Annotated in this window: 15 protein-coding genes; 2 read left to right on the forward strand and 13 right to left on the reverse strand. The window is 53.8% G+C overall.

Annotated elements, in window-relative coordinates; translation table 11 throughout:
- Positions 1-746, forward strand: a 746-nt coding sequence (locus A6395_RS04000) for an EAL domain-containing protein (RefSeq protein ID WP_149038968.1), incomplete at its 5' end; no start/stop codon positions are given.
- A gap of 36 nt (positions 747-782) precedes the next feature.
- Here A6395_RS04000 and A6395_RS04005 read toward each other — a convergent pair.
- The 12 genes from A6395_RS04005 to hprK form a co-directional block, all read right to left on the reverse strand.
- The gene (locus A6395_RS04005) at positions 783-1,226 is read right to left on the reverse strand and encodes a hypothetical protein (RefSeq protein WP_071397962.1); all 444 of its coding nucleotides are present in this window, start codon (positions 1,224-1,226) and stop codon (positions 783-785) included.
- 60 nt (positions 1,227-1,286) lie between these two features.
- On the reverse strand, positions 1,287-1,811 hold the full coding sequence (locus A6395_RS04010) for a DUF2179 domain-containing protein (protein WP_233589578.1): 525 nt from the start codon (positions 1,809-1,811) through the stop codon (positions 1,287-1,289).
- Positions 1,812-1,905: 94 nt separating this feature from the next.
- A complete protein-coding gene (locus A6395_RS04015; protein ID WP_016508644.1) occupies positions 1,906-2,142 on the reverse strand; it encodes a hypothetical protein in 237 nt (78 codons plus the stop codon).
- Between the two features lie 86 nt (positions 2,143-2,228).
- Positions 2,229-3,182: a DNA-binding protein WhiA gene (gene whiA / locus A6395_RS04020; protein ID WP_071397964.1), complete on the reverse strand. Its 954-nt coding sequence runs from the start codon at positions 3,180-3,182 to the stop codon at positions 2,229-2,231.
- 25 nt (positions 3,183-3,207) lie between these two features.
- Positions 3,208-4,203, reverse strand: coding sequence for a gluconeogenesis factor YvcK family protein (locus A6395_RS04025; RefSeq protein ID WP_071397965.1), 996 nt, complete (start codon positions 4,201-4,203; stop codon positions 3,208-3,210).
- A 1-nt stretch (position 4,204) separates the two neighbouring features.
- Complete coding sequence (gene rapZ, locus A6395_RS04030) at positions 4,205-5,077, reverse strand: RNase adapter RapZ (protein ID WP_071397966.1); 873 nt, start codon at positions 5,075-5,077, stop codon at positions 4,205-4,207.
- A 124-nt stretch (positions 5,078-5,201) separates the two neighbouring features.
- Complete coding sequence (gene trxB / locus A6395_RS04035; RefSeq protein WP_070328693.1) at positions 5,202-6,155, reverse strand: thioredoxin-disulfide reductase; 954 nt, start codon at positions 6,153-6,155, stop codon at positions 5,202-5,204.
- Positions 6,156-6,223: 68 nt separating this feature from the next.
- Positions 6,224-7,696 carry a tetratricopeptide repeat protein gene (locus tag A6395_RS04040; RefSeq protein ID WP_071397967.1) on the reverse strand — a complete coding sequence of 491 codons (1,473 nt, stop codon included), beginning with the start codon at positions 7,694-7,696 and terminating at the stop codon, positions 6,224-6,226.
- A gap of 296 nt (positions 7,697-7,992) precedes the next feature.
- Entirely contained in the window at positions 7,993-8,475 is a 483-nt protein-coding gene (locus A6395_RS04050) for an acyltransferase (RefSeq protein WP_071397968.1), read from the reverse strand.
- Positions 8,468-9,118, reverse strand: a complete 651-nt coding sequence (gene ppaX / locus A6395_RS04055; RefSeq protein WP_071397969.1) for a pyrophosphatase PpaX — start codon at positions 9,116-9,118, stop codon at positions 8,468-8,470. Before ppaX ends, A6395_RS04050 begins: the two co-directional genes overlap by 8 nt.
- Positions 9,118-9,939, reverse strand: coding sequence for a prolipoprotein diacylglyceryl transferase (gene lgt, locus A6395_RS04060; protein ID WP_070328688.1), 822 nt, complete (start codon positions 9,937-9,939; stop codon positions 9,118-9,120). The genes ppaX and lgt overlap by 1 nt, the downstream gene beginning before the upstream one ends.
- The gene (hprK, locus tag A6395_RS04065; protein ID WP_071397970.1) at positions 9,936-10,874 is read right to left on the reverse strand and encodes an HPr(Ser) kinase/phosphatase; all 939 of its coding nucleotides are present in this window, start codon (positions 10,872-10,874) and stop codon (positions 9,936-9,938) included. The genes lgt and hprK overlap by 4 nt, the downstream gene beginning before the upstream one ends.
- 154 nt (positions 10,875-11,028) lie before the next feature.
- Between hprK and A6395_RS04070 the strand changes: the two genes are divergently transcribed.
- Positions 11,029-11,385 carry a hypothetical protein gene (locus A6395_RS04070; protein ID WP_071397971.1) on the forward strand — a complete coding sequence of 119 codons (357 nt, stop codon included), beginning with the start codon at positions 11,029-11,031 and terminating at the stop codon, positions 11,383-11,385.
- 91 nt (positions 11,386-11,476) lie between these two features.
- On the opposite strand, the gene A6395_RS04075 is transcribed toward A6395_RS04070, so the two are convergent.
- Positions 11,477-12,655 (reverse strand): DUF4097 family beta strand repeat-containing protein, encoded by a 1,179-nt coding sequence (locus A6395_RS04075; RefSeq protein ID WP_071397972.1) that lies wholly within the window; start codon positions 12,653-12,655, stop codon positions 11,477-11,479.
- Between the last annotated feature and the right edge of the window lie 11 nt (positions 12,656-12,666).

Below are 12,666 nucleotides of genomic sequence, written 5' to 3' on the forward strand. Positions count from 1 at the left end.
TCGATAACCGGTCACGAATGAAAAGCGTGTTTAATGCTTTGAATGCGTACGGTTTAAGTATCTCGTTCGATGACTTTGGAAAAGGCTACTCTTCTCTGGCCTACGTTCAAGATTACAACGTCCAGACGATTAAAATCGACCGCGTCTTCGCGCATGGAATTCATCAAAACGTCAAATCGCAAGCAATCGTTCGAAGCCTCATGTTCATCGCAAAAGAATTTGGCATGAAAGTGGTTGTCGAAGGGGTCGAACACTTCGATGACCTCGCCTGGTTACGCGACCATGGCGTCAGTATCATCCAAGGCTTTTTATTCAGCCGGCCCGTCTCAGACCAAGCATTTATCGCCTTGCTACAACAGAAGTATTTAGTGCCGACAGAAGTACTGCCGTTAAAAGAACGGGACGCGCTCATCCCAGCCCGAATGACATTTTCGAAAATAAAATCACTCGCTGTTAATCTTGGTGAAGCTCCGGTGCTCGTCTCTCAACGCTCGTCTGGACTGTTAGCACTTTACACGAAACTCTATTTACCACCTGATGATTTTTTACAATTTTCCATCCAGTTATCTAATCATGATGCGGCCGTATTGGTGACGATCACAAATCGGACCGAGCTATTAAATGGTCTATACTGTTATGACGTCGTCTATAAACATGATGACACGATTGAAACAGCATTACAGGAAGCGCTACGGCTTACTCCCAAACAGATTTGGGACACGGGCCGTATCCAACAATTTCTATAAATCTGAAGAAGACGCATTTTTTCGATGCGTCTTCTTTTACTGTTCCTCCACCTCGACGCCGAACACGTAACGGCTGTCGCCTTGTGCCCAGTCCCCGCCCATCTCGAACAAATAGACGCCCGGTTCATCGGGAACGGCTTGCTCGGACGGGACAAGTTCCCCGTCGACAATCTGATTGAATGAAAAGTTTGATGGTTCGGCGTGGAACGTCACGTCGATTTCAGCACCCGGTTTGACCGGGACGAGCTGCAGGTCGTCCGCTCCCGGTAACCCGTGGTCTTCACATACCCCTTGTCCCTGATCGGACCAACAAAACGTCGACTGTCTCACTTCGGCGGTAACGGAACCGACCCGGACCGTCGGCAGTGGCGGGCGCAGCGACGATTCTGCTTTCCAAAAGGACATCGCGAGCAATCCTCCCCCGACTACCAGTAACCCGATCACCAACACCCATCGCCCTTTTCGCTTCAACTCACTCATCTCCTTTTCCTGTCTATTCCCCACTCCACAAAAAAAGACCCACTTTCGTGAGCCTTCCGTTCATTTCGGGCGTCGCAGCCCTTTCAACATATATCCACCTTTGAAATCGACCGGGTCGAACGCGACGAGGAACGCCTTCGGTTCATACTCCTCGACCAGTTGGCGCAATTCTTTCATCCGCGTCCGCGCCGCCAAGACATCAAGACGATAACGCGTTCCATCACGGCCTTGGCCTTGATAGTGCGTCACACCGTAACCGCTATCGCGCATCTTTTGAATGAGCTCAGCCGGAAACTCTTGCGTGTGGACTTGGATCATGTTGTAGCCGATCGCAAGTTTCCGCTCGACGAAACCGCCGAGAAGAATACCGAGCCCGAACCCGACCGCATACACGATCATCCCGAGCGTCGTCAAATCTTGAAAGACGATACCGAGCGCGAAGATATAGATGAGCGTCTCGAGCGTCCCAAACATGGCCGCAATCACCGTTTTCCCTTTGACGAGCATGATCGTCCGAAGCGTGAGCACCGGTACAAATAGTAATTGTAATAATAAAATGAGCAAGAGTTGGCTCGCTTGTCCCATAGGATCGACCTCCATTCCAATTCAGTAACTCCACTATTCCAAATTTCCGTGATGGATGACAACCAAAAAAGGCTGACCGCGGTCAGCCCTTTTCTCACTTGCTTAAATTATCAACGCTCGTGAGCAGTTCATAGTCTTTACGGATAACTTGGTAAATCGCGTTCGTATCGCCCGATAACATCTCTTCAGCACGCAACTGGTTGAGGAAGAGGCTTGTCGCGAATGTCACGAGCGCACTTTTCGGGATCCCGATTTCTTTGGCCCGGTCCGTGATGACCCGGTCTAGCTCAGCGTCAATCGTGAGCGAAAGTCTTTTCTTTGCATTCGACATAATGTTGAAGCTCCTTTAATTTACATTTCAAATTCCTATACACAATTGCTAATTATATAGGAAGAATGCTTTTGGCGCAACCGGTGTCAAGATGACCCGATTTCTTCGCCGCCGCGAACTTTCTCTGCAATCTGGTCGATTTTGCGAAGACGATGGTTGATGCCCGACTTCGAGATTGGTCCCGTCTCGAGCATCTCCCCGAGTTCTTGAAGCGACACGTCTTGATGGGTGACCCGAAGCTCGGCGATTTCACGGAGCTTGACCGGTAAAATCTCAAGCCCGACCGTCCGTTCGAGATACTTGATATTCTCGACTTGCCGGAGCGCCGCCCCGACCGTCTTGTTCAAGTTCGCCGTCTCACAGTTGACGAGCCGGTTGACCGAGTTGCGCATGTCTTTGATGATGCGGGCATCCTCAAAATCGAGCATGCCGCGCGTCGCCCCGATCAGTTTAAGGAAGTCAGAGATCTTCTCGCTCTCTTTGATGTAGAGGATATGCCCTTTTTTCCGCTCGAGCGTTTTTGCGTTCAAGCCGAAGCGGTTGGCGAGGTCACGGAGCGCCTGGTTATGGTTCTCATACAGACTGTACACTTCTAGATGGTAAGACGACGTCTTCGGATGGTTGATCGATCCTCCGGCGAGGAACGCACCACGCAAGTAAGCACGGGCCAGGTTCTGGTTGCGCGTCATATCCGAGTTGAGTGTCCGGATCATCTCATAGTTCTCCCCGAGGATCTCTAGGTCACGGAGCATCGTCTCGGCGCGTTGCGAGACACGGACGATGTAGACGTTGTTCTTCTTCAACCGCATTTTCTTGCGGACGAACAGATCCAAGTGATGGTCGTATAGACGTTTCATGAGGGAGTAGATGCGGCGCGCGATCGCGGCGTTCTCGGTCGAGACGTCAAGCGTCATCCCCCGTCCTAAAGCGAGCGAGATGACACCGTTCATGCGGACGAGCGCGGACAATTCCGCTTTCGCCTCGGCATCGGTGACGTCGAGTTGCGTCAGTTCTTTTTTCACCTCTGAGGCAAAGCTCATCTCGGTCCCCTCCTTTCCATTGCTGCTATTTCAGTTCAAGCTCCTGGTACGAGCGTGGTTTCTTGATCCGCAGCACGCGTTGCATGACGAGCCCGGCAATCGCGTCCGAATCGTGACGGATATAGTCCCGGTTATAGTCGACGATGTCCCCCGCGAGCACGTTCGTGCCATAGTTGCGGAGCTTCTTCCGATCGAACCGGACTTCTTCCGATCCGTCTTCGAGGTAGCGCTCTAAATAAATATCTTCAATCGGTTCGTTGTTGACGACGATCGTATCGACCGTCGACTTCCCGAGGTACGCCTCGACCGACTTCAAATGCCGCATCGCGTCGTAGCCTTGCGTCTCACCTGGTTGCGTCATGACGTTACAAATATAGACGATCGGGACGCCAGCACGGACGATGGCGTCGCGCACTTCCGGGATCAACAAGTTCGGAATGATGCTCGTATACAGGCTTCCCGGACCTAGGACAATCACATCTGCCTGTTCAATCGCTTCGACGACACCCGGTGCTGCTTTGATGCCTTCTTCAAGCAAGAACATGCGCTTGATCGCTTTTCCGACGAGCGGGATCTTTGATTCGCCTTTGACGATCGTCCCGTCCTCAAATTCAGCGGCGAGCGTCATGAGCGTCTCCGTGACCGGCAAGACCTTCCCTTGAGCGTTCAACAGTTGCGACAGTACGTCGATCGCCTTGACGAACGATCCTTCACAAATATGTGTCGCCGCCGTCAACATCAAGTTGCCGAGCGAATGCCCCTCGAGCCCGTAACCGCTGTCGAACCGATACTGTAAGATGCGGTCCATGAGCGGCTCGACTTCAGATAACGCCAAGATGACGTTACGGATATCCCCGGGCGGTAGCATGTGGAACTCGTCGCGGAGCCGTCCCGAGCTGCCGCCGTCATCACCGACCGTGACAATCGCCGTGATCGCGAGCGGATAATGCTTGAGACCACGGACGAGCGTCGATAGACCCGTCCCGCCACCGATGGCGACAACTTTTCTCTCGCGTCTCATCTTACTTCTCCTTCGTCGCGTGGACGAGGTCGCGATGGACGGTCTTGACGTTGTAGCGCTCGGCGAAATGGGCCGATACTTTTTCAGCGAACGTGATCGAACGGTGCTTCCCGCCCGTACAACCGAAAGCGACGACAACTTGCGTTTTCCCTTCCCGCTTATATTGCGGCAACAGGAACTCGAGCATATCGATCACTTTTTTATAAAACGCCCGCGCCTCAGGATGCGACATGACGTAATTTTGAACTTCTTCCGTTTGCCCAGTGAGCGGCCTGAGCTCCGGGATGTAGAACGGGTTCGTGATGAAGCGGACGTCGAACAACAAGTCGATGTCGAGCGGCACGCCGTGTTTAAAGCCGAACGACATGAAGTTGACGGTGAACGGGATCCGCTCCTCGTTGAACTGGAGCAAGATCCGGTCTTTGAGCATCTGTGGCTTCAAGTCGCTCGTATCATAGAGCGTGTGGGCCCGGTCACGGAACCCTTCGAGCAGCGAGCGCTCCATCTTGATGCCGACGAGCGGTGCATCTTCCGGGGCGAGCGGATGCGACCGGCGCGTCTCTTTATAACGACGGACTAGCACTTCGTCCCGTGTGTCGAGATAGAGCAGATGCGGGTGCACGTTCTTTTGTTCGAGATCATCGATGACGATGAACAAGCTATCGATGAAGTCCGGCGTGCGCGTGTCGATCGCAACTGCGATCTTCGGACGGACCGAACTGATGACGTCGATCAGCTGTGGAAGCAAAACCGGTGGCAAGTTATCGACGCAAAAATAGCCGAGGTCCTCAAAGCTATTCATTGCGACCGATTTACCAGCCCCACTCATCCCGCTGATGATGATCAATTCTTCTAATCCTTTAAAGTCTTCCATGTCGCTGACGCCCCCTTAAATTTGACAACCGAGCCGTGTGTTCAGCTCTCTTCTATCCTCAGTATAACGAACGCCCGAAAAAAAGAGAAGGGATTGCGGTTGCCCGCAATCCCTTCTGCCTTGGTCACGCGTTTTGTTCTTGTAATTTCTCGAGGAGACCCTCGATGAAATGTTGCGCGTTTTGAGCGGCGATCGACCCGTCGTTCGTCGCTGTGACGACTTGACGGAGCGTCTTGTCGCGAACGTCTCCGGCGGCGAAGATCCCAGGGATCGTCGTCTCCATTGCTTCGTTCGTGACGATGTAGCCTTGTTCGTTCAAAATGCCGAGATCTTTGACGAATCCAGTAATCGGGTTCATACCGATGTAGATGAATACGCCATCAATCTCATGCTCCGACTCCGTGCCGTCGATCGTGCTGACGAGACGGGCGCCGCCGACTTTACCGTCTGCTTCCACGATCTCTTTCAACGTATGGTTCCAGATGAAGTCGACTTTCGGGTTGTCGAACGCACGTTTTTGCAGGATCTTCTGCGCCCGTAGCTCATCGCGACGGTGGACGATCGTCACTTTGTCCGCGAATCGCGTCAAGAACACGCCTTCTTCGACAGCAGAGTCGCCGCCGCCGATGACGAACAAGTTTTTCCCTTTGAAGAACGCACCGTCACAGACCGCACAGTAGGATACACCGCGACCGCCGAGCTCTTCTTCGCCCGGTACGCCGATTTTTTTATACTGCGCCCCTGAAGCAAGGATGATGGCGCGTGCCTTGTAGTCACGGTTGTGGGCGTGGACGACTTTATATTCGGTTTCGTCCGAGATGCTTTGGACATCGCCATACGCGTACTCCGCACCGAACGCTTTCGAGTGGTCAAACATTTTTTGAGATAGGTCTGGACCGAGAATGCTGTCGTAACCTGGATAGTTTTCGATATCTTCCGTGTTCGCCATCTGTCCACCTGGGATGCCTCGTTCGATCATAAGTGTCGACAAATTGGCACGCGACGCGTAAAGTGCCGCCGTCATTCCGGCTGGGCCGGCCCCGATGATAATGACGTCATAGATTTTTTCTTCTGTCATAGTGATTCCACCTCTGCATGAAATTGATTGACTTCAGTATAAGAAACCTAGGGAGGTATCGTCTATCTTTATGCTTGCTCGAGTGTCTGCTTGAACGCTTTGATCGTCCCGGTAAGCGTGTCGACCGAGATGCCGAACGTATCGGCGCATTCCTCGAGCAGAAGTGATTCGCGTTTCGCGTAAAACATCCAGACGAGCGCCGCGGCCGATGCCGTGACGTCTTCGAACGTTTCTCCCGTTAGCAGCAGTCGCGAGAAGCGTTCATAGAAATCGCCGTCGAGGCTCATCTGTTCTGCTTCCGTCACTTCTGTTTCGGCGAGGACGAGCGCGGCGTATCCTCGTTCGATCCGGGCGTCGCCCGTGAACGGAGAACCGCAAATTTCAGCGCGACACTTTTCGGCGAACGAGATCACCGTCTCGTTGTCGGTCAATCCGTTCGTCAAGGCGAGCGCCTCGAACGCTTCGTCATCGGCGAGCTTTGAGATGATCCGAATGATTTCAATGCGGGCCGTGTCTTCCTCTTGGCGCAGACCTTGGACGAGCGCCGAGCGGAACTCGAGGTTGTCGCGGATGTCGAACGGATTTTTCTCTTCGAACTGTTTCAGCTCGTCACTGTTCAAATAGGTAGCCGCTTCTTCAGAACGTCCTGTCTTGTAGGCGGATACGCTGAGCCAATGCCCGAACAGTGAGTCGCCACGGAAGCCGCGTTCTTTCAATAGACGCAGTTCTTCGTAGGCATGGTCGTACTGGCCGACGAGAGCTAGCGTCGTAGCGAGCTTGTAGCGTAATTCAAATTGGATCGGACGGACGCGTGTGAGCGGGACCGACAGTTGCAGCGCCGCTTCCGATTGTCCGGCCTCATGTAATAGAAGAATCGTGTTCAAGATCGCATGCAAGTTGCCCGGATTTTGGTCGAGGACGTACTCGAGCGTCTCAAACGCCGATTCGTCGTTGCCGAGGTAAAAGTGGACGATGGCCAAATTGTTGAACGCTGGCCAAAACGTCGGATATTGATCGATCAAGCGCTCGAGCGTCGACTTCGCGGCGAAGAGCCGGCCTTTGTCGATGTGTTGCTGCGCCTCGGTGTGCCACGTGATCAACTCGTCCTCTTCTTCGTCTTCGAGCTCTTGTTCAAGCTCGATCAGTTCGAGAAGGGATTGGACCGATTCCGCGTAACGACCGTGCGCTTCCTGTTCAAGATAGCGGCTCGCATACGTGGCCGCTTCTTCGTACTGTGAGATATAGGCGCAGTTGCTCGCGAGGTGATAAAGTGCCTCTGTCGCCGTTTGGTCGAGTTCTAATACCCGTTTCCACACATCGTTGGCGTGGTAGACCTCCCCTACTTCGAATAACAGTTCAGCGTACTGTTTGTGGTAATCGACGCGATGGACTGCCGCAGCAGTTGCTTCAGCCATGAAAAAAGTCGCTTCATCTAGGCGACCTTCTCGTAACGCTCGACGACCTCTATAGTAGTGGAGCTCCGCAGCAAGCGGAGATTCTGGTTCGGGTAGCGTCATTAGTGCTTCATAGTTCGCTTCCATATTCTAAATCCTCCACATCGTCTCTAGTATCTTTTTTTAGTTGCAGGATTAAGAATACCGCACTCAATCCATGAGGGCAACCGAAAAAGTTTAAAAAAATCGGGACTATATTCCTTCTATAATGAATATATTTTACTAGGTCTGACAATTGTTTTTCGACAAAAATATACATGACGGCTCACCTCGCGACACGACACAAAAAAACGGCATCACCTTCAAATAAAGTGATACCGCTCAAGTATTTTTCACACGAATACCAATCGAACAGCTTGAAATGATTTCGCGCTAAATTGTGTCTATTTCGTGTCTACGGTTTGTAGTTTAGCGCCGACGACACGTTCACCGGGCAAGACGTCGCGATGTACGACGGCACCGGCTCCTATGACCGCCCTGTCCCCGATCGTGATGCCCGGCAAGATCGTCACGTTCGCCCCGATCAAGACGTCGTCACCGATCCGGACGTCACCGATCCGATACTCGTCGACGAGGTATTCGTGACAGAGGATCGTCGTGTTGAAGCCGATGACCGTGTTGCGTCCGATCGTGATCCGCTCCGGGAACATGACGTCAGGCGTCACCATGAGGGCGAGGGCGCTATACTCCCCGATCTTCATCCCGAGGAAGTTCCGGTACAGCCAACGCTTCGCCTTGACGGATGGGAAGTAACGACCGACGAGGACGACCGTCGTATTTTTGAAGACGCGCAAGAAGCGGATTGTCCGATACATCTGCCAGAGCGGGTTGGGCCCGTCCAGATGATACCGTTCCGTCTTACGCATGGACCGTGACCTCGTCGAGCCACGTCTCGAAGTGCTCCATCGACTCGATGATGACGTCAGGCTCGAGCGTCTCTAAGAACGCCCGGCCCTTCAAGGCCCAACCGACGGCGACCGTCTTCGTGCCGGCGTTTTTGCCGCTGAAAATGTCCGTGTCGTTGTCCCCGACCATGACAGCCCGCTCCGGCGTCGAACCGAGCGCGCGCAGCGCCTGTTCGACCGGCTCGGCGTGCGGTTTCTCGTTTTCGACGTCGTCAGCCGTGACGACGACGCCAAACAAGTGGTCGATGTTGAACAGGCGAAGTCCGTGTTCGACGACTGGCCGGCCTTTCGATGTGACGATGCCCATCTTATAGCCTTTGGTGTGCAGACGATGCAGTCCTTCGATCACGCCAGGATATTCGGCGACGAGCGCGTCGTGCATGGCGATGTTGAAGCTGCGATAGAACGCCTGCATCTCTTTCCATTCCGGTTCATTGAGCGCTTTGAACGACTTCTCGAGCGTCGGTCCGATGAACGGGAAGATATCTTCGTCCCGATACGTCTCGTTCGGGAAGTAATACCCGAGCGTATGCCGAAAACTCGCAAGGATGAGCGGGTTCGTATCGAGCAACGTACCATCTAAATCAAATAAAATCGTATCCATCAATCAAACAGTCCTTTCTCAGAAGGGTCATCGTACCGCTTCGCTTTCCGGCGCAACACCATCATCACGATCCCGAACACGATCATCGCGATCGAGACGAGCTGCGCCGTCCGCAGATCACCGGCCATCAGGCTGTCCGTTCGGAGTCCCTCGATGTAGAAGCGACCAATCGAGTACCAGACGAGGTACGACAAGAAGATATAGCCACGCGGCGGATTGCCGACCATGCGCCAAACGACGAGCAAGATGACGCCGAGGATGTTCCAGACACTCTCGAACAAGAACGTCGGCAAGTAGTACGCCCCGTCGATATACATCTGGTTGACGATCCAATCCGGTAACAATAACGTCTCTTTCAAAAACCGGCTCGTCGTCTCAGACCCGTGCGCCTCTTGGTTCATGAAGTTGCCCCACCGGCCGATTGCTTGACCGAGCAAGAGCGATGGCGCGAGGATGTCGGTCACTTTCCAGAACGACATCGATTTACGCATCGAGTAGATGATGACGACGAGCAAGGCGCCGAAGATGGCCCCGTGAATCGCGATCCCGCCTTGGCGGATATCGATGATCTGCCCGAGGTTTTGGCTGTAGTAATCCCACTGGAACACGACATAGTAAATCCGGGCGAAGACGATACTGATCGGGATCGCCCAGATGATGACGTCGACGACCCGCTCCGAATCATAATTGAGTCGCTTCGCCTCGAACAAGGCGAGGACGAGGCCGAGCATCGCTCCGAAGGCGATGATCATACCGTACCAATAAATCGGGAGCGACCCGATCTCAAACGCTACGCGGTCAAACGTCGGCTCCACCATCATTCCATGTCACCTTCGTTATCGTGGATCGCGTTAGCAAGTCGTTCGGCGAACTCTTCCGCCGTGTTGATACCCATGTTTTGTAAGCGATAGTTCATCGCCGCGACTTCGACGATGACGGCCAAGTTACGTCCCGGACGGACCGGGATCGTGAGTAGCGGTACTTCACTGTCGATGATTTTCATCGTGTTATGGTCGAGCCCGACGCGGTCATACACTTTGCCAGCATCCCAGTTCTCGAGGTTAATGATTAAGCTGATCTTTTTGTGCGAACGGACGGCGCCCGCTCCGAACAACGTCATCACATCGATGATGCCGATCCCGCGAATCTCGAGCAAGTGGCGGATCAGTTTTGGTGCCGACCCGACGAGCAGCTGGTCGCCCGTCTGCCGAATCTCGACCGAGTCGTCAGCGACGAGACGGTGGCCCCGCTTGACGAGCTCGAGCGCGGTTTCTGATTTACCGACGCCACTCTGTCCTTTGATGAGGACGCCGACGCCGTAAATATCGACGAGGACGCCGTGCATCGCCGTCATCGGTGCGAGTTCCATCTCGAGGAAGTTCGTGATCTGTGACTCGATCGAAGTCGTCACCGCGTTCGTGCGCATGAGCGGAACGTTCGCTGACTCGGCCTCTTCCTCGATTTCTTTCGGGATGTCGAATCCGCGCGTGATGAGAATGCCCGGTGTCGACTCCGTGCAAAGAATTTTGGCACGCTCGCGGCGGCTTTCTTCAGACAGGCTCGCGTAAAACGTGAGCTCCGTCTTGCCGAGCACTTGGAGACGGTTCTTCGCATAGTGTGTATAGTAGCCGGCGAGGACGAGTCCTGGTCGACTGAGGTCCGGTGTGGCGACAGGACGGTGAAGCCCTTCTTCCCCGGAAATGACTTGAAGCTTGAAGCGCTCAACGAGTTGAGCCGTGCGTACGATATTTTGCATAAGTATCTGCCCCTTTCACGCTCATTATTGTATCATAGCTCCTTAGCAGAAGCGTTAATGAAAAGTGAGGCAGAACTTGTCAATTCGAAAGTAATGAAACTAATTTGTGGCAATTGCGTAGAATGGGTATAGATGATTAAGGAGGTGAAACAAAATGAATGCACTCTTTTGGATTGCCATCGTCTTTATTTTCATCGTCGGGATCGCGGCGCTCGTCTATCTGATCAAATCGCTCATCGACATGTGGCGCGAATATGCGACGACGAAGAACGAGACGGTGCTCTTGTTGTTCATCCTGAACATCGTCGGTGTCTTCTTGTCTGGCTCGCTACTTTCAATGATCGTCGCCATCATCTTCTACTGGAACCGCTCGAAAAAAATGCGGAACCTCGGGATCTTCCTACTCATCGCTGGACCGATTCTGTTTATCCTCTTTATCATCGGCTCGTTCACATTGTATGACGGCCAGATGATGGATTGGCAGCAGATGGAGTATGAAATGAATCTATGACGAATGGGTCCGAAGGCAATCGCCTTCGGGCTTCTGATGATTCACGCTGTACAAAAACAACCCCGAAGGCGCTCGCCTTCGGAGTTGTTCGTTATTGCTGATGGAACGGGTTGTTCAAGTCGGCCGGATTGACCGGGTCGACCGGATCGATTGGTTCCGTCGGTTCGTGCTTATCTTCTTCGAGGAACGTCGACGGCGTGTGGAGTGAACCGTGCTCGAGGTCGATCGTACCAGTACGTGTACCGGCCTCGACTTCGATGCGCGGCGTCTGGCCACGGCCTGACAGGAATTCAAGACGACGCTGGGCGACGTCTTTACGGTCGCGGACGATCTCGAGGTCGTCCAAGTTACAGTGGAGCCCACCGAAGTTCGTCTCGAGCTCGCCTTCGATCTCAACGCCGTGTGGCAAGACGAGACGGACGTTCCCGGCGAGCGAAGCGAGTTCGAACTTGGCCGGACGTGCCGTCGCGAGTTCGGCACGGATGTTACCGTTCCCGGTCTTGAGCGAGGCCTTGTCATACTTCCCGTTCACGATGACAGAACCGTTACCGGTCCGGACATGGACGAGCTCAGACTCGGTCGCTTCGACCTCGACCGTACCGTTACCCGTGTTGACGAGGATTTCTGAAGCGTGCACCTCGTGAAGCACGACGCGGCCGTTCGCCGTCTGGACACGGAGACTCTCGACGTCGATCCCGTCGGCACGGACTTCTCCGTTCAACGTTTGGACATTCATGTGGTCGAAATGATGATGCGGGACGTATAGTTCGACGTGGGCCCGGACGAGCTTGTCACGAAGTGAGACGACGAGACGGTCACCGATGACCGAATGTTTGACCGCCGACTGGAGCTGTTCGAGCGCCTTATCCGCGTCTTGCTGTCGGAGCGGACGACCGGTGACGATCAGTTCACACTCGTCATGGTCCGACGAGACGATCGTCGCCGAGGCGTTGAACAAGTCGAGCAAGATGTCTTTCCCGGTGAACGGGAACGACTTCGAGTACGTCACTTCCGGACCGAAATTCGAACTGAACGAGAAGTCGCTGTCGCGAAGTTTCGTCACGAGTCCTTCGACCGCTGACGTCAGTTTCGTCGTGAGCGACTCGACCGAGTAGGCATCGACCTTCTCCGTCTGTTGATGCTCTTCAAGCGCTTGGACATGCTCCGGATCTAACTTTTCGAGCCGTTCGAGCTGAGTGATCGCCTCATCGACGGTCAGCTCTCCATCTTTCACTTGCTGGAGAATTAGTTCACGCATTTCTTGTTTCACGTTCGTTTCCC

The organism is Exiguobacterium sp. SH31 (assembly GCF_001816105.1).
GTDB classification, from domain to species: domain Bacteria; phylum Bacillota; class Bacilli; order Exiguobacteriales; family Exiguobacteriaceae; genus Exiguobacterium; species Exiguobacterium aurantiacum_A.